The 16697-nt window shown below is 66.0% G+C and carries 13 protein-coding genes and 3 tRNA genes; 14 read left to right on the top strand and 2 right to left on the bottom strand.

Features of this window, described 5'->3' with window-relative positions; translation table 11 throughout:
* The 13 genes from A9513_RS12825 to A9513_RS12765 form a co-directional block, all read left to right on the top strand.
* Nucleotides 1-2499: FimV/HubP family polar landmark protein (locus tag A9513_RS12825; protein ID WP_065084954.1), on the top strand; the 2499-nt coding region annotated here is incomplete at its 5' end.
* Nucleotides 2500-2518: 19 nt separating this feature from the next.
* A complete protein-coding gene (gene truA / locus A9513_RS12820; protein ID WP_065084953.1) occupies nucleotides 2519-3376 on the top strand; it encodes a tRNA pseudouridine(38-40) synthase TruA in 858 nt (285 codons plus the stop codon).
* Nucleotides 3377-3433: 57 nt separating this feature from the next.
* Complete coding sequence (locus A9513_RS12815; RefSeq protein ID WP_065084952.1) at nucleotides 3434-4057, top strand: phosphoribosylanthranilate isomerase; 624 nt, start codon at nucleotides 3434-3436, stop codon at nucleotides 4055-4057.
* A gap of 238 nt (nucleotides 4058-4295) precedes the next feature.
* Complete coding sequence (gene accD / locus A9513_RS12810) at nucleotides 4296-5171, top strand: acetyl-CoA carboxylase, carboxyltransferase subunit beta (protein ID WP_038803623.1); 876 nt, start codon at nucleotides 4296-4298, stop codon at nucleotides 5169-5171.
* Entirely contained in the window at nucleotides 5168-6448 is a 1281-nt protein-coding gene (gene folC / locus A9513_RS12805; protein WP_038803622.1) for a bifunctional tetrahydrofolate synthase/dihydrofolate synthase, read from the top strand. Before accD ends, folC begins: the two co-directional genes overlap by 4 nt.
* Before the next feature lie 24 nt (nucleotides 6449-6472).
* Nucleotides 6473-7141: an SPOR domain-containing protein gene (locus A9513_RS12800; RefSeq protein WP_024767273.1), complete on the top strand. Its 669-nt coding sequence runs from the start codon at nucleotides 6473-6475 to the stop codon at nucleotides 7139-7141.
* Nucleotides 7142-7245: 104 nt separating this feature from the next.
* The gene (locus A9513_RS12795; RefSeq protein WP_138525869.1) at nucleotides 7246-7788 is read left to right on the top strand and encodes a CvpA family protein; all 543 of its coding nucleotides are present in this window, start codon (nucleotides 7246-7248) and stop codon (nucleotides 7786-7788) included.
* A 106-nt stretch (nucleotides 7789-7894) separates the two neighbouring features.
* The gene (gene purF / locus A9513_RS12790) at nucleotides 7895-9400 is read left to right on the top strand and encodes an amidophosphoribosyltransferase (protein ID WP_065084951.1); all 1506 of its coding nucleotides are present in this window, start codon (nucleotides 7895-7897) and stop codon (nucleotides 9398-9400) included.
* Between the two features lie 27 nt (nucleotides 9401-9427).
* Nucleotides 9428-10639: an O-succinylhomoserine sulfhydrylase gene (locus A9513_RS12785; RefSeq protein ID WP_065084950.1), complete on the top strand. Its 1212-nt coding sequence runs from the start codon at nucleotides 9428-9430 to the stop codon at nucleotides 10637-10639.
* A 5-nt stretch (nucleotides 10640-10644) separates the two neighbouring features.
* Complete coding sequence (locus tag A9513_RS12780) at nucleotides 10645-11403, top strand: SDR family oxidoreductase (protein WP_037007981.1); 759 nt, start codon at nucleotides 10645-10647, stop codon at nucleotides 11401-11403.
* A gap of 273 nt (nucleotides 11404-11676) precedes the next feature.
* Nucleotides 11677-11752: transfer RNA gene (locus tag A9513_RS12775), tRNA-Val, on the top strand.
* A gap of 16 nt (nucleotides 11753-11768) precedes the next feature.
* Nucleotides 11769-11845 (top strand) — tRNA-Asp (locus A9513_RS12770).
* A 96-nt stretch (nucleotides 11846-11941) separates the two neighbouring features.
* Nucleotides 11942-12018, top strand: a tRNA-Asp gene (locus tag A9513_RS12765).
* 252 nt (nucleotides 12019-12270) lie between these two features.
* Here A9513_RS12765 and A9513_RS12760 read toward each other — a convergent pair.
* Together A9513_RS12760 and A9513_RS12755 are read right to left on the bottom strand one after the other, a co-directional pair.
* Nucleotides 12271-13308 (bottom strand): AraC family transcriptional regulator, encoded by a 1038-nt coding sequence (locus tag A9513_RS12760; RefSeq protein WP_065084949.1) that lies wholly within the window; start codon nucleotides 13306-13308, stop codon nucleotides 12271-12273.
* Complete coding sequence (locus A9513_RS12755; RefSeq protein WP_038803707.1) at nucleotides 13305-14423, bottom strand: carbon-nitrogen hydrolase family protein; 1119 nt, start codon at nucleotides 14421-14423, stop codon at nucleotides 13305-13307. Before A9513_RS12755 ends, A9513_RS12760 begins: the two co-directional genes overlap by 4 nt.
* Before the next feature lie 210 nt (nucleotides 14424-14633).
* Between A9513_RS12755 and A9513_RS12750 the strand changes: the two genes are divergently transcribed.
* Nucleotides 14634-16667: an NADPH-dependent 2,4-dienoyl-CoA reductase gene (locus tag A9513_RS12750; protein WP_065084948.1), complete on the top strand. Its 2034-nt coding sequence runs from the start codon at nucleotides 14634-14636 to the stop codon at nucleotides 16665-16667.
* Nucleotides 16668-16697: the final 30 nt, after the last annotated feature.

The raw sequence follows: 16697 nt of genomic DNA, 5'->3' as shown, positions 1-16697 counted from the left end.
CCCCCGCCGCTGTATTCCCCGCAGACCGCCGCCGCCGTGCCGCGCGCGCCGATGGCCGTCCCCGCACCCGCCGTGCGCCCGTCCGCCACGGCTGCGCCCCGTCCTGCCGCCGCTCCCGCCCGCAGCGCCGCTCCGGCCCCGGCTGCCGCGTCGCGCCGCCTGGACGGCAACGAATATCGCACCGGCAAGAATGACACCCTCTGGGACATCGCCGCCCGTGCGCGCCCGGACGGCAGCGTATCCGTCCAGCAGACCATGCTGGCGATCCAGGATCTCAATCCCGACGCCTTCCTCGGTGGCAACATCAACCGCCTGAAGAGCGGCCAGGTGCTGCGCCTGCCCGATGCGGAGCAGATCAAGGCCCGCACCCAGCCGACTGCCGAGGCCGAAGTCAAACAGCAGTACACCGCCTGGCGCGAGGGCCGCAGCCTGCCGGCCGGCGGTACCCGTCAGCTGGACGCCACTCCCCGCGCCAACGCCGGTAACGCTCCGGCCCAGGCCGAGACCAAGGACAGCCTGCGCCTGCTCTCCGGCGAGAACGGCAAGGCCAAGGGTGGCGACAAGGGCAGCAAGGATGGTCAGGCCGTCGCCGACAAGCTGGCCGTCACCAAGGAGAGTCTCGACAGCACCCGTCGCGAGAATGACGAGCTGAGCAGTCGCATGACCGACCTGCAGAGCCAGATGGACAAGCTGCAGAAGCTGATTGCGCTGAAGGATGCGCAGCTGGCGAAGCTGCAGAACGAATTGGGCAACGACAAGGCTGCAGCCAACGGCGCCGCTGTCGTGCCGGCTCCGGTGCCGGGCGCCGAACCGGCTGCTCAGCCCGCAACTCCGCCGGCTCCGGCGGTCGCTGAACAACCGGTCGCCCCGGCTCCCGCTGGCGATGCGGGCACCCCGCCGGCACCGGCCGCCGAGGCGCAGCCGCAACCGGCACCGACGCCCGCTCCGGTCGCCCCTGCACCCGCGCCCGAGGCGCAGAAGCCCAAGCCGGCGCCTGCTCCAGTGGCTGCACCGGTCGAGCAGGCCCAGACGAGCATCGTCGACGAGATCCTCGCCAACCCGATCTGGCTGGGTGCAATTGCCGGCAGCGCACTGCTGGCCCTGCTGGTCCTGCTGATGATCATTTCCCGTCGCCGCGCCGCCAAGGAGCAGGAAAGCCTCGCTGCCTACGCCGGCGACGACGAGCCGCACCTGGACGATGACCTGGCCCTCGCCGGCAGCGAGCTGGATACCCTCGACGTGCCGCAGGCCGCCGAAGTCGCCGCCCCGACACAAGCTGCGCCCGAGCGCGTTGCCGCGCAGACCAGCGATGCGCTGGGCGAGGCGGATATCTACATCGCCTACGGCCGCTTCAACCAGGCTGCCGAACTGCTGCAGGGCGCCATCTACGACGAGCCGCAGCGCGCCGACCTGCGCCTGAAGCTGATGGAGGTCTATGCCGAGATCGGTGATCGCGAAGGCTTCGCCCGCCAGGAAAACGAGCTGCGCGAGATCGGCGGCGCCGAACCGCAGGTGGAACAGCTGAAATCCCGCTATCCGGGCATGGTCACCCTGGCTGCAGTGGGTGGCGGCTTGGCCGCAGCGGCAGCGGCTTCCGACGATGAGCTCGACGGATTCAGCCTGGACGACTTCACCATCGATTCCCGGGCAGCCGCTGCGGAGCCCGCTGCGCAGCCCCATGGCGACCTGGACGATGCCTTTGATCTGGCGCTGGACGATCTTGATCTGGGCGAAGACAAGCCTGCCGCTCCGGCCACCCAGCAGAACGACGATCTGTCCTTCGGCAGTTTCGACCTGGATGACGACCTGAGCCTGGGCGGTTCGCCGGCCGAGGCGCCGAGCGCCAAGGCCGAGGACGACTTCGCCTTCGACCTCGACCTGCCGGAAGAGTCGGCTGCCAAGGTTGAGGCTCCGTCGCTGGCGGACGATCTGGGCGATTTCTCCCTGGACCTGGACAAGGATCTGGAGAAAGACACCCACGCTACCCTGGCATCGGCGGAAGACGACTTCCTGCTGGGCCTGGACGACGACACCGCTTCGCTGTCCGGAGTGAGTCCCGAAGAGTTCAGCCTGGATATCGACAGCAAGGCGCCGCAGGCCGACGACCTGCCGGACGACTTCGACCTGTCCCTGGCGGACGACGAGCCGGTGCCGGCCAAGGCCGCCGACAGTTTCGCCGCACAACTGGACGAGGTCAGCGCCGAGCTGGATCGTCTGTCGTCGCAGAATGACGAGGCGCAAGCTCCGGTTGCCGCGCCGTTGGCTGAAGACAGCTTCCTCGCGAGCGACCTTGCCCTGCCGGGCGAGGGGGCCGATGACGAAGACGATTTCGACTTCCTCTCCGGCGCCGATGAAGCGGCCACCAAGCTCGACCTGGCGCGTGCCTACATCGACATGGGTGACACCGAAGGCGCCCGCGACATCCTCGATGAAGTGCTCACCGAGGGTAACGACAACCAGCAGCAGGAAGCGCGTGAACTGCTCGGGCGTATCGCCTGAGCCGGAAGGCTCCAGATAGATGATTGAAGCAGTACTCTCAGCGGCGGCCGAATCGGCCGCCGTTGGCGTTTCCAGGATTGCCCTGGGCGTCGAATTCAAAGGCTCGCGTTATCGCGGCTGGCAGCGCCAGGAAGATGGTGTGCCGACCGTACAGGGGGCGTTGGAAAAAGCCCTGTCCCGGGTGGCCGATCATCCCGTCTCGTTGATGTGCGCGGGCCGTACCGACGCTCTGGTGCATGCGAGTGGGCAGGTGGTGCATTTCGACACCACGGTCGAGCGCCCGCTCAAGGCCTGGATCATGGGCACCAATGCCAACCTGCCGGGCGATATCAGCGTGACCTGGGCGAAGGTGATGCCGGCGCACTTCCATGCGCGCTTCAGTGCCCTGGCGCGGCGTTACCGCTACGTGATCTACAACGACCAGATCCGCCCGGCGCACCAGGCCGAAGAGGTGACCTGGAACCACCGTCCGCTGGACGCCTCGCGCATGCGCGAAGCGGCCCGGGCGCTGGTCGGCACCCATGACTTCACTTCGTTCCGCGCCGTGCAGTGCCAGGCCAAGTCGCCGGTGAAAACCGTGCATCACCTGGAGGTGATCGAGCACGGCCGCTTCATCGTGCTGGATATTCGCGCCAACGCCTTCCTGCACCACATGGTGCGCAACTTCGCCGGTGTGCTGATGACCATCGGCGCCGGTGAGCGGCCGTCGGAGTGGGCGGCCGAAGTGCTGGCGGCACGCGATCGCCGTGCCGGGGGCGTCACAGCGCACCCTTACGGGTTGTACCTGGTGCGCGTGGAGTACCCGGAGGAATTCGTGTTGCCCGAGCGCTACCTGGGGCCACATTTCCTTTCAAGTTTGCCGGATGTCGTTGGCTGACGTTGCCGGGGGCATTTGCTACCATCGATCGATCACTTGCCTGAAGGTTGCTGCATCTTGTCTGCCGTTCGCATCAAAATCTGCGGTATTACCCGAGTCGAGGATGCCCTGGCAGCCGCCGAGGCGGGCGCCGACGCCATCGGTCTGGTGTTCTACGCCAGGAGCCCGCGTGCGGTGAGCATCCAGCAGGCCAGGGCAATCGTTGCCGCGTTGCCGCCCTTTGTCAGCACCGTCGGCCTGTTCGTCGATGCCAGCCGTTGCGAATTGGGGGAGATCCTCGATGCGGTGCCGCTGGACGTCCTGCAGTTCCACGGCGACGAAACGCCCGAAGCCTGCTCCGGCTGGCACAAGCGTTACCTCAAGGCCCTGCGGGTAAAGCCGGGCGACGACGTGGCGGCGCAGATCGCGAACTACCCACAGGCCAGTGGTTTCCTTCTCGATACCTACGTGGAGGGCGTCCCTGGTGGAACCGGGCAGGCTTTCGATTGGTCCCTGGTGCCGAAGGATGTTCAGCGCCCCCTGATCCTGGCGGGTGGCCTGACGGTGGCCAACGTGGCCGAGGCCATCGCCCAGGTGCGGCCATACGCCGTGGATGTGAGCGGCGGGGTGGAGGCGAGCAAGGGAATCAAGGATGCGCAGAAGATCCGCGATTTCATCGCCCAGTGCCGGTCGGTGGCTTGACGCGGAATCTTCATGTGACGACGAGCGGCCCGCCGCCGTCCACTACCCAATCGCTGCACGGCAGCGTTGGGACTCGCTGGCGGCTGCCGTCGGCGACCCAGTGGTGTATTCATGGCGACGCCTCGGCGGCGCCTTTGTTTGCGAGGGGTTCCGGCCTTGAGGTCGGTACCGCGACGATGAATTTGCTCAGGGGCAGGCGCCGTCCATCGCACCGCGCCCCTGCACTGGAGATGTAAGCATGAGCAACTGGCTGGTAGACAAGCTGATCCCTTCCATCATGCGTTCCGAGGCTAAGAAGAGCTCGGTGCCGGAAGGCCTGTGGCACAAGTGCCCGTCCTGCGAAGCGGTGCTGTACCGCCCCGAGCTGGAAAAGACCCTCGACGTCTGCCCCAAGTGCGATCACCACATGCGTATCGGCGCGCGTGCGCGCATCGACATCTTCCTCGATGAGGAAGGTCGCGAGGAGCTGGGCGCCGAGCTGGAGCCGGTGGACCGCCTGAAGTTCCGCGACAGCAAGAAGTACAAGGACCGCCTGACCGCTGCGCAGAAGGATACCGGCGAGAAGGACGCGCTGATCTCCATGAGCGGCAAGCTGATGGGTATGCCGGTGGTGGTCAGTGCCTTCGAGTTCTCCTTCATGGGTGGCTCCATGGGCTCCATCGTCGGCGAGCGCTTCGTGCGCGCCGCCAACTACGCCCTGGAAAACCGTTGCCCGATGATCTGCTTCTCCGCCTCGGGTGGCGCGCGCATGCAGGAAGCGCTGATCTCCCTGATGCAGATGGCCAAGACCTCCGCCGCGCTGGCCCGTCTGCGCGAAGAGGGCATCCCGTTCATCTCCGTGCTGACCGACCCGGTCTACGGCGGCGTCTCCGCCAGCCTGGCGATGCTCGGCGACGTGATCGTCGGCGAGCCGCGCGCCCTGATCGGCTTCGCCGGTCCGCGCGTGATCGAGCAGACCGTGCGCGAGAAGCTGCCCGAAGGCTTCCAGCGCAGCGAGTTCCTGCTGGAGCACGGCGCCATCGACATGATCGTTCACCGTGCCGAGCTGCGTCCGCGCCTGGCCAAGGTGCTCGCCAAGTTCACCCACACTCCAAGTACCGCGCTCGCAGGATGACCCAACGTACCCTTGCCGACTGGCTCAGCTACCTCGAACAACTCCACCCCACGGCGATCGACATGGGGCTGGACCGCTCCCGTGAAGTAGCCGGCCGGCTTGGCCTGGGACGCCCCGCGCCCCGCGTGGTGACCGTCACCGGCACCAACGGCAAGGGGTCCACCTGCGCCTTCCTCGCCGCCATGCTCGGCGAGCAGGGCCAGCGGGTCGGCGTGTACAGCTCGCCGCACCTGCTGCGTTACAACGAGCGCGTGCTCATCGATGGCGCCGAAGCCAGCGATGAAGCGCTGTGCGAAGCCTTCGCCGCCGTCGAGGCGGCGCGCGGCGAAATCTCCCTGACCTACTTCGAGATGGGCACTCTCGCGGCCTTCTGGCTGTTCGAGCGCGCCAACCTCGATGCGGTGGTGCTGGAAGTCGGCCTGGGCGGCCGCCTGGATGCGGTCAACCTGATCGACTCCGATGTTGCCGTGGTCACCAGCATCGGCATCGACCATGCCGACTGGCTGGGCGATACCCGCGAAAGCGTGGCCTTCGAGAAGGCCGGTATCTTCCGCGCTGGCAAGCCTGCCGTGTGTGGCGACCTGGAACCGCCGGCACCGCTCCTGGAGCAGGCTCGCCAACTGGGTTCGCCGCTGGTCCTTCGCGGCCGCGATTTCGACCTGGCGATGGGCGAGGGCGACTGGCACTGGCGTGGCCGCTCCGCTTCGGGTGAAGCGCTGAGCCTGCACAACCTGCCGCAGCTCGAACTACCGATGGAGAACGCGGCGCTGGCCCTGCAGGTCTATGCCTTGCTGGACCTGCCGTGGCAGCCTGATTCCCTGGCCGCCGCGCTGTTGCGTACCCGGGTTACCGGGCGCCTGGATCGGCGCACCGTGCAATGGCACGGCGAAGAGCGCCACTTGCTGCTCGACGTCGGGCATAATCCGCACGCCTCGCAATACCTGGCCAGTCGCCTGCGTGCGGCGCCGCCCAAGGGCGTGCGCCACGCGGTATTCGGCCTGCTGGCGGACAAGGATCTCGACGGCGTACTGGAACCTGTGCTCGGCTTGGTGCAGGATTGGGCCGTCGCACCGTTACCCACCAGCCGCAGCCGTCCTGCTGGAGAGTTGCAGGCGGCATTGCAGGCTCGCGGGGCGCAGGTCAGTTGCCATGGCGATATCGCCGCGGCGCTGGTAGCGCAGTGCGATGCAGCAAGCACCGATGACGAGATTCTGGTGTTCGGATCGTTCTACAGCGTGGCGGATGCCCTGGAGTGGCTCGCCAAGGCTGCTCAATAAGGTAGACCCAAGGGGAGTTGTTGCATGGCGTTGCTCGATAAGGGGCTCAAGCAGCGGGTAGTCGGAGCGCTGGTGCTGTTGGCACTGGCGGTCATCTTCCTGCCGATGCTGTTCTCCCGCGAGGATGATGTACGCCAGGTCGTGGTCGAGGCGCCGGTGATGCCCAAGCCGCCGGCCATGCCGACGGTCGAGGTGCAACCCACCGAGGTTCCCGAGCCACAGGCCGAAGACGCCGAAAACGGTGTGCCGCCTGCCGAGACGGCGGCCGCGCAGGCGCCTTCCGCACCGATCGCCAGCTCGCCAGCCCAGCAGTCCCAGTCCGCTCAGCCCAAGGCTCCGGCTCCGCAGCCAGTTGCGCCCAAGCCTGCTGCGCCCGCTCAGCAGCCCGCCCAGGCCAGTGCCGCTCCGGCTGCGCCTGCGCAACAGCCGGCCCAGCGTCTGGACAGCAACAACCTGCCGGTGAGCTGGTCGGTGCAGCTGGCCAGCCTGTCCAACCGCGCCCGCGCCGATGAACTGCAGAAGTCACTGCGCAGCCAGGGCTACAACGCCTACGTTCGCAGCTTCGATGGCATGAACCGGGTGTTCGTCGGACCGGTGGTCGAGCGCGCCGAGGCAGACCGCCTGCGCGATCAGCTCGGCAAGCAGCAGAAGCTCAACGGTTTCGTGGTGCGTTTCCAGCCTGAACGTGGCTGAGTTGGTTCGTTAGCTTCTCTCAATCAGCCCCATGGCAAACTGGGGCTCTTCTAAATCGAAGGCCTCTGCTAAAATGCGGGGCCTTTCCGTTTCTGGGCCGCAACGTGGCATTTACCTGGGTCGATTGGACGATGATCGGCATCATCGTCATTTCCAGCCTGATCAGCTTGAGCCGTGGTTTCGTCAAGGAAGCCCTGTCGCTGGTCACCTGGATCGTAGCCGGTGCGGTCGCCTGGATGTTCGGCGGCGCGCTGGCCGAGCATCTCGCACCCTACATTCAGCTGCCCTCGGGGCGTGTCATCGCCGCCTGCGCTCTTCTTTTCGTCGTCACGCTGCTGCTGGGCGCACTCGTCAATTTCCTCATCAGCGAGCTGGTGCGGGTGACCGGCATGTCCGGCACCGACCGTGTGCTCGGCATGGTGTTCGGCGGCGCCCGTGGTGTGCTGCTGGTGGTTCTACTGGTCGGTCTGCTCAGTCTGGCGCCGGTGCAACAGGACCCGTGGTGGCAGCAATCGGTGCTGATGCCGCATTTCCTGATGGTCGCCGACTGGTCGAAGAATTTCATCCTGACGTTTGCCGGGCAGTGGATGTCCGGCGTCACCATCACTCCGCCTTCTGGAGTGGGGTCTTTGCTGCCAGCCCAGTGACGGGCGGGCGGAGGCGACGGGAAGCCGTCGCCGCTACGGCAGGTCCGGTGGATACTGCCGAATACGGATTTGTTTTAGCCTGAACACCAACTAGGGGTTGCGTCGCATGTGTGGCATCGTCGGTATCGTGGGCAAGTCGAACGTCAATCAGGCGCTGTATGACGCGCTCACCGTTCTCCAGCATCGTGGCCAGGACGCTGCGGGGATTGTCACCTGTCAGGACGACCGTCTGTACCTGCGCAAGGACAACGGCCTGGTCCGTGACGTCTTCCAGCAGCGCCACATGCAGCGCCTGGTCGGCAAGATCGGCATCGGCCACGTGCGCTACCCCACCGCAGGCAGCTCCAGCTCTGCCGAGGCGCAGCCGTTCTACGTCAACTCGCCTTACGGCATCACCCTGGCGCACAACGGCAACCTGACCAACGTCGAGCAGCTGGCCAAGGAAATCTACGAATCCGATCTGCGCCACGTGAACACCAACTCCGATTCGGAAGTGCTGCTCAACGTGTTCGCCCATGAACTGGCGGTGCGCAACAAGCTGCAGCCCACCGAGGAAGACGTCTTCGCCGCTGTGGCCGGCGTGCATGCCCGTTGTGTCGGCGGCTACGCCGTGGTGGCGATGATCACCGGCCACGGCATCGTCGGTTTCCGCGATCCCCATGCGATCCGCCCGATCGTCTTCGGCCAGCGCCACACCGAAAACGGCGTGGAATACATGATTGCCTCGGAAAGCGTGGCGCTGGACGTCCTCGGCTTCACCCTGATCCGCGATCTCGCGCCGGGCGAGGCGGTGTACATCACCGAGGAAGGCAAGCTCTATACCCGTCAGTGCGCCGCCAACCCGCAGTACTCGCCGTGCATCTTCGAGCACGTCTACCTGGCGCGTCCGGACTCCATCATCGACGGCATCTCGGTCTACAAGGCACGCCTGCGCATGGGTGAGAAGCTGGCCGACAAGATCCTCCGCGAGCGTCCGGACCACGATATCGACGTGGTCATCCCGATCCCGGATACCAGCCGCACCGCCGCGTTGGAGCTGGCCAACCGCCTGGGCGTGAAGTTCCGCGAAGGCTTCGTGAAGAACCGCTACATCGGCCGTACCTTCATCATGCCCGGCCAGGCCGCGCGCAAGAAGTCGGTACGCCAGAAGCTCAACGCCATCGAGCTGGAATTCCGCGGCAAGAACGTGATGCTGGTGGACGACTCCATCGTGCGCGGCACCACCTGCAAGCAGATCATCCAGATGGCCCGCGAGGCCGGCGCGAAGAATGTCTACTTCTGCTCCGCCGCCCCGGCGGTGCGCTACCCCAACGTCTACGGCATCGACATGCCGAGTGCTCACGAACTGATCGCGCACAACCGCAGCACCGAGGAAGTCGGCGAGCTGATCGGCGCCGATTGGCTGGTGTATCAGGACCTGCAGGACCTGATCGAATCCACCGAGGGCGGCAAGATCAAGATCGAACACTTCGATTGCGCCGTGTTCAACGGTGAGTACGTCACCGGCGACGTCGATGAAGCCTATCTGAACAAGATCGAGCAGGCGCGCAACGACGCGACCAAGACCAAGAGTGTCGCGGTCAGCGCCATCATCGATCTCTACAACGACTGATTCAGAAACGAATAGGGAGAGCAGGGCATGGCTCAGGATTGGGAAGCCGGCCGGCTGGACAGCGACCTGGAGGGTGTCGGTTTCGACACCCTCGCAGTGCGTGCCGGGCAACGCCGCACCCCGGAGGGCGAACATGGCGAGGGCCTGTTCACCACCTCCAGCTACGTGTTCCGCAGCGCCGCCGACGCGGCTGCACGCTTTGCCGGTGAAGTGCCGGGCAACGTCTACTCGCGCTACACCAACCCCACGGTGCGGACCTTCGAAGAGCGCATCGCTGCGCTGGAAGGTGCCGAGCAGGCGGTGGCCACGTCCACCGGTATGTCGGCCATCCTTTCCCTGGTGATGAGCCTGTGCAGTGCCGGTGACCACGTGCTGGTCTCGCGCAGCGTATTTGGTTCGACCATCAGCCTGTTCGAGAAGTACTTCAAGCGCTTCGGCATCGAGGTGGATTACCCGCCGCTGAGCGATCTGAAAGCCTGGGAAGCGGCCTGCAAGCCGAACACCAAGCTGTTCTTCGTCGAGTCGCCGTCCAACCCGCTGGCCGAGCTGGTGGATATCGCTGCGCTGGCCGAAATCGCCCACGCCAAGGGCGCGCTGCTGGCCGTGGACAACTGCTTCTGCACCCCGGCGCTGCAGCAGCCGCTGAAACTGGGCGCGGACGTGGTGATCCACTCGGCGACCAAGTACATCGATGGCCAGGGTCGCACCATGGGTGGCGTGGTTGCCGGTCGCCGCGCGCAGATGGAGCCCGTTGTCGGCTTCCTGCGTACCGCCGGCCCGACGCTCAGCCCGTTCAACGCCTGGATCTTCATCAAGGGGCTGGAAACCCTGCGCGTGCGCATGCAGGCCCACAGCGCCTCGGCCCAGCAAGTCGCGCAGTGGCTGGAACAGCAGCCAGGTGTGGAGCGCGTTTACTACGCCGGCCTCACCAGTCATCCGCAGCACGAACTGGCCAAGCGTCAGCAGAAGGGCTTCGGCGCGGTGGTGAGCTTCGAGGTCAAGGGCGGCAAGGAGGCAGCCTGGCGCTGCATCGACGCCACCCGGATGATCTCCATCACCACCAACCTGGGTGACACCAAGACCACCATCGCCCACCCGGCTACGACCTCCCACGGTCGCCTGTCGCCGGCCGAGCGCGAGAACGCCGGCATCCGTGACAACCTGATCCGCGTCGCCGTGGGCCTGGAAGATGTCGATGACATCAAGGCCGACCTGGCGCGAGGCCTGACGGCGCTGTGAGCGTGATGGACGCCCTGGGCAACGGCCAGGTGGTGCTGGTCACCGGTGCGGCTCACGGCATCGGCCTGGGCGTCGCTGCCTGGCTGGTCGCCGAGGGCTGGCAGGTGGTGCTGGCGGACATCGATCGCGAGCGCGGGCCGAAAGTGGCTGCAGCGCTCGGCGAACGCGCCAGCTACATCGCGCTGGATGTGGCCAATGAAGGGCAGGTTGCAGCAGCGGTTGCCGAGTTGATCGGCCAGTTCGGCCGGCTCGACGCGCTGGTGAGTAATGCCGCCATCGCCCGGCCGCACAATACGCCACTGGAAGGCCTTGGCCTGAACGAGTGGAACCGTACGCTCGCAGTGAACCTCACAGGGCCGATGCTGCTGGCCAAGCACTGTGCGCCGTACCTGCGTGCGCACAGCGGTGCCATCGTCAATATCGCTTCCACCCGCGCGCACCAGTCCGAGCCGAACTCCGAAGCCTACGCGGCGAGCAAGGGTGGTCTGCTGTCGCTGACCCACGCCCTGGCCAGCAGCCTGGGGCCGGAGATTCGCGTCAACGCGATTTCCCCCGGCTGGATCGACGCCCGCGATCTGCGCGAACGTGAGGCCGAGCCGCTGACCGAGTTGGACCATGACCAGCATTTGGTCGGCCGCGTCGGCACAGTCGAGGATATCGCCGCGGCGGTGGCCTGGCTGATCGGCGACAGCGCTGGCTTCGTCACCGGCCAGGAGCTGGTGATCGATGGCGGCATGACGCGCAAGATGATCTACCTCGACTGAGTGTCGGGTGTGAAAGAGGAGGGCGGCCTACGGGTCGCCCTTTTTCTTTTTGCGGCTCTCCGACTCCGGGCATGGGCGGTTCGCGAGCAAGCTCGCTCCTGCAAGAGCGCTCGCGGACCCGGTCTTGTAGGAGCGAGCTTGCTCGCGAACCTGAGTTCGTACCGAGGCCAGCCACCGCACGCCGAACTTTTTTTGTGGAAAATGAAAAAAAGTTCAATCAGGGCATTGACTTAGGATTCGCCGGCTGTAGAATGCGCCCCACTTCGAGACGAAGGGTGATTAGCTCAGCTGGGAGAGCATCTGCCTTACAAGCAGAGGGTCGGCGGTTCGATCCCGTCATCACCCACCACTCTCGCAAGTTACGCGCAGCGGTAGTTCAGTCGGTTAGAATACCGGCCTGTCACGCCGGGGGTCGCGGGTTCGAGTCCCGTCCGCTGCGCCATTTCCCCCTCCTTGGTTCCTACCCCGAACCGGCTTGTCGAGTGATTCACTCCAGGCGCAAGGAGGTTGCTGTACCGGACGAAAGTCCAACCGACACGCAGCGGTAGTTCAGTCGGTTAGAATACCGGCCTGTCACGCCGGGGGTCGCGGGTTCGAGTCCCGTCCGCTGCGCCATATTCGAAAGCCCTCAGGTAGCGATACCTGGGGGCTTTTTTGTTTCCGTCCGAAAAGTCCTGACGTTGCTCTGTAAGACGCTGTCACAGGTCGTTCACCTTTGGCGTCTAGATTTTTCCTCGTGGTCTTTGCTAAAACCGGATCGAACGGTCAGGAGAAAAGCCAATGGACGATTATCAGGAAGAACTGCTGGAGCTGCATGCCGTGGAACAGGATCTGCCGGAGCCGGCCGACGACGCCACCGAGATGTGATCAGGCGCTGTGGCGCTGGGCGCGGCGGAATTCCCCCGGCGTTTGCCCGCTCCAGCGCTTGAAGGCGCGCTGGAAAGCCTCCGCGGAGGCGAAGCCGAGCAGGTAGGCGATCTCGCCGAAGGCCAGGTCGGTGTCGCGGATGTAGATCATCGCCAGGTCGCGACGGGTGTCGTTGAGGATGCTGCGGAACTGTGTGCCTTCCTCCGCCAACTTGCGGCGCAGCGTCCAGGTCGGCAGCTTCAGGCGTGCGGCCACTTCCTCGAGGTCCGGCTCGCTGCCGTTGAGCATTGGTCCCAGCAGTTGGGCAACGCGCTCACGCAGGCTGCGCGTGCGGGTCAATTGCTCCAACTCCTTCTCGCAGATTTCCAGCAATTGCCGCCAGGTGCTCGGGCAGTGATCCGGGTTGGCGCGCGCCAGGGTGGTCTGGTCCAGGCGTAGTTGGTTGTGTTCGGCGCCGAACTCCACCGTGCAGCCCAGCGCTTCCTCGAAGCGCGACGCCCAGGCAGGCGCCGGGTATTCGATTTCAACCTTCTCCGGGCGCAGCGGCTGTGCGCCGATGCTGCCGAGCATGCTCACCCAGCCAGCCAGCACCGAATCCACCACGAAGCGGTTGTAGGTGTTGTACGGGCTGATGGAGTAGAAACGCAGCCAGGCACCGCCGGCGTCCTCGATGAAGCTGCTCTGGCCGCGGTAGTTCTGTGCGTAGAGCGGCTCGAAGCGGATCAGCGCACGGGCCGCCGCACGCAGGTTGGGCGCTTGCGCGGCGGTGACACCGGCCAGGCCGCTCTGGCTCGGTCGGCTCAGCTGGCCCATGCGCAGGCCGAGGGCGGGGTTGCCGCTCTGCTGGATAGCCGCATGGCCCAGGCGCATGTAGCGTGGGATCGACAGGCGAGCGCCCGGTTCGCCCAGGCGTGCGGCGTCCAGCCCGTATTGTTGAAGCAGTGGCTGCGGCGCGATACCGCTTTCCGCGAGAGCGTCGGCGAGGCTGTGGACGAAGCCCACCGACAGATCGCCCAGCCGCATGGTTGGGCGGCTCATAGCCAGAGGTTGATCAGGCGCGCGCCGGGCCCGTCGGGCGCCAGGGTGTGGCTGTCGCCGCTGACCACCAGGCTGCGGCCGTCGCTGCCCAGGTCCCACAAGTGGCCGCGCATGAACACGGTGATGCCGGCATGGGCACCGCTTTCGCCGAGGCGGCCCGCCAGGGCAAGGCGTTCCCAGGCTTGGCCTTCGGTCAGTTCGCCGGGCTTGAGCGTCACATCGCTCGGTGTCGGCGCGCCGTTGTAGCCCTTCCAGGGCTTGCTCCAGTTGCCGTTGCCGGTGAGGAAAGCAGGCACGGCGACGATATCGGGCTTGTTCGCCGCCAACGCCTCGTAGCTCGCCGGGAACCAGCTGTCGGCGCAGACCAGCACGCCCAGGCGTCCGGCCGGAGTCTGCAGGACCTGCAGGTCGTCGGGATCGCCGCCGCGGGTGAAGCCTTTCTCGTCGTCGATGGGGAAGAGTTTGCGCTGCGGCTTGCCCAGTGGCAGGCCGTCGCTACCGAAGACCTGGCTGACGTTGTAGAGGCGGCCGTTGCCGGTACGGATCTGCCCTTCGACGATGCGCGGGTTGGGCAGCACGATGGAGCCGGCGACGATGGTCACGCCGAATTCCTTGGCCAGCCCGCCAAACAGTGTCTGGTAGTCATGTGCCATGTCCACCGCCTTCATGCGGAACAGGGCGTCCGCCATGCGGTCCTCGCCCTTGGCGCCGAGCCAGCCGCGCGCGAGCTTGAGCGGGTTGCTGGCGGCCATCCATTCCATGGCCTCGGTCAGGTGCTCGGTCTGGTAGACCTCGGGCTTCTCGCCAGCGGCCACCAGCCAGGTGCCGATGTGCTCGGGGAACACCACGACGGTACGCGGGTTGATCAGCCCTTCGTCGCGGGCCTTGGCCAGGTAGGCACGGAATTTCAGACGCAGGCGTTCGGCGCTCTGGTAGTCCTGGGTGAACAGTTCCGGCTGGACGCCCAGCAGGTTGCCGCGCTCGGACGGCTGGCCCTGGTTGAGCACCACCTGGCTGCGCAGGTCGGACAGGTAGTGGCCCACCGGGCGACGCTCCGCCCAGCCGGCATAACCGGCGAAGAGGATGACCAGAACGAGGAAGATCAGCTTGCGCATAAAGGATGGGTACTCATGGGGTGCCCCACAGGGTAGGGGCTGCGCCGGGTATTGCCAAGACAGCGTGTCATCTTTGGTCAGTAACTTGTCATTTTCGATCATTGAGCGGCGGGTGCGCGCTGCCTAAAGTCTGCCCCATACCGACCGCGCCCCATGCCTCGCCGTTCCGCAGGCTGAGGGCGCGGCATCATCGTGAATGCCGGAGGAACCATGACCGCCACTTATCCGCACCTGCTCGCGCCGCTGGACCTGGGTTTCACTACCCTGCGCAACCGCACCCTGATGGGCTCCATGCACACCGGCCTGGAAGAGAAGCCCCAGGGCTTCGAGCGCATGGCGGCCTACTTCGCCGAGCGCGCCCGCGGCGGCGTCGGCCTGATGGTCACCGGCGGCATCGGCCCGAACGAGGAAGGTGGCGTCTATTCCGGTGCAGCCAAGCTGAGCACGCCGGAAGAGGCCGAGAAGCACAAGATCGTCACCCAGGCCGTGCACGAGGCGGGCGGCAAGATCTGCATGCAGATTCTTCACGCCGGCCGCTACGCCTACAGCCCCAAGTCCGTCGCGCCCAGCGCCATCCAGGCGCCGATCAACCCGTTCAAGCCGCGCGAGCTGGATGAAGAGGGCATCGAGAAGCAGATCGCCGACTTCGTCAATTGCTCGAGCCTGGCCCAGGTGGCCGGCTATGACGGCGTCGAGATCATGGGTTCGGAAGGCTACTTCATCAACCAGTTCCTCGCCGCCCACACCAACCACCGCACCGACCGTTGGGGTGGCAGCTACGAGAACCGCATGCGCCTGCCGGTGGAAATCGTCCGCCGCGTGCGCGAGGCCGTCGGCCCGAACTTCATCATCATCTATCGCCTGTCGATGCTCGACCTGGTGGAAGGCGGCAGCACCTGGGACGAGATCGTCCTGCTGGCCAAGGCTATCGAGAAGGCTGGCGCGACCCTCATCAACACCGGCATCGGCTGGCACGAAGCACGTATCCCGACCATCGCCACCAAGGTGCCGCGCGCGGCCTTCACCAAGGTCACCGCCAAGCTGCGCGGCGAGATCGGTATCCCGCTGGTCACCACCAACCGCATCAACACCCCGGAAGTCGCCGAGCAGGTACTGGCCGAAGGCGATGCCGACATGGTCTCCATGGCCCGTCCGTTCCTCGCCGATCCGGACTTCGTCAACAAGGCCGCCGAAGGCCGTGCCGACGAAATCAATACCTGCATCGGCTGCAACCAGGCGTGCCTGGACCACACCTTCGGCGGCAAGCTGACCAGTTGCCTGGTCAACCCGCGTGCCTGCCACGAGACCGAGCTGAACTACATCCCGACCACCCACGTGAAGAAGATCGCCGTGGTCGGCGCTGGTCCGGCCGGGCTGTCCGCCGCTACCGTGGCGGCCGAGCGTGGCCATGAAGTGACCCTGTTCGACGCCGCCGGCGAGATCGGTGGCCAGTTCAACGTCGCCAAGCGCGTACCGGGCAAGGAAGAGTTCTACGAGACCCTGCGCTACTTCAAGCGCAAGGTGGAAACCACCGGCGTCGACCTGCGCCTGAATACCCGCGTCAGCGTCGACGACCTGGTCAAGGGCGGCTTCGACGAGATCATCCTGGCCACCGGCATCGTGCCGCGCACCCCGGCGATTCCGGGCATCGAGAATGCCAAGGTGATCAGCTACCTGGATGCCATCCTCGAACGCAAGCCGGTGGGCAAGACCGCCGCGGTGATCGGCGCCGGCGGCATCGGCTTCGACGTCTCCGAATACATCACCCATACCGGCGAATCCACCAGCCTGGACCGCCACGCTTTCTGGCAGGAATGGGGTATCGACGAGAAGCTGGAGGCCCGTGGCGGCATCGCCGGTATCCAGGCGCACCCGCATGCGGCGGCGCGCCAGGTGTTCCTGCTGCAGCGCAAGAAGTCCAAGGTCGGTGACGGCCTGGGCAAGACCACCGGCTGGATCCACCGCACCGGGCTGAAGAACAAGCAGGTGCAGATGCTCAACAGCGTCGAGTACCTCAAGGTCGACAACGACGGCCTGCACATCAGCATCGCCGGCGGCGAGCCGCAGGTGCTGCCGGTGGACACCGTGGTCGTCTGCGCCGGCCAGGAGCCGCTGCGCGAGCTGCATGACGGCCTGGTCGCTGCCGGCCAGAGCGTGCACCTGATCGGCGGCGCCGACGTGGCTGCCGAGCTGGACGCCAAGCGCGCCATCAACCAGGGCTCGCGCCTCGCTGCCGAGATCTGAAGCACCTGAGACCTGAGCCGGCTGAGATTC

It is taken from the genome of Pseudomonas sp. AU12215, from assembly GCF_001675465.2.
GTDB classification, from domain to species: Bacteria; Pseudomonadota; Gammaproteobacteria; order Pseudomonadales; family Pseudomonadaceae; genus Pseudomonas; species Pseudomonas nitroreducens.
This window is presented reverse-complemented; position numbering and strand designations above follow the sequence as displayed.

Bases quoted from the DNA above. Each gene is read 5' to 3' on its own strand.
- A9513_RS12780 (WP_037007981.1), top strand. From the start codon at position 10,645: ATGGACGCCCTGGGCAACGGCCAGGTGGTGCTGGTCACCGGTGCGGCT.
- A9513_RS12750 (WP_065084948.1), top strand. From the start codon at position 14,634: ATGACCGCCACTTATCCGCACCTGCTCGCGCCGCTGGACCTGGGTTTC.
- purF (WP_065084951.1), top strand. From the start codon at position 7,895: ATGTGTGGCATCGTCGGTATCGTGGGCAAGTCGAACGTCAATCAGGCG.
- A9513_RS12800 (WP_024767273.1), top strand. From the start codon at position 6,473: ATGGCGTTGCTCGATAAGGGGCTCAAGCAGCGGGTAGTCGGAGCGCTG.
- truA (WP_065084953.1), top strand. From the start codon at position 2,519: ATGATTGAAGCAGTACTCTCAGCGGCGGCCGAATCGGCCGCCGTTGGC.
- A9513_RS12785 (WP_065084950.1), top strand. From the start codon at position 9,428: ATGGCTCAGGATTGGGAAGCCGGCCGGCTGGACAGCGACCTGGAGGGT.
- A9513_RS12755 (WP_038803707.1), bottom strand. From the start codon at position 14,423: ATGCGCAAGCTGATCTTCCTCGTTCTGGTCATCCTCTTCGCCGGTTAT.
- folC (WP_038803622.1), top strand. From the start codon at position 5,168: ATGACCCAACGTACCCTTGCCGACTGGCTCAGCTACCTCGAACAACTC.
- A9513_RS12760 (WP_065084949.1), bottom strand. From the start codon at position 13,308: ATGAGCCGCCCAACCATGCGGCTGGGCGATCTGTCGGTGGGCTTCGTC.
- accD (WP_038803623.1), top strand. From the start codon at position 4,296: ATGAGCAACTGGCTGGTAGACAAGCTGATCCCTTCCATCATGCGTTCC.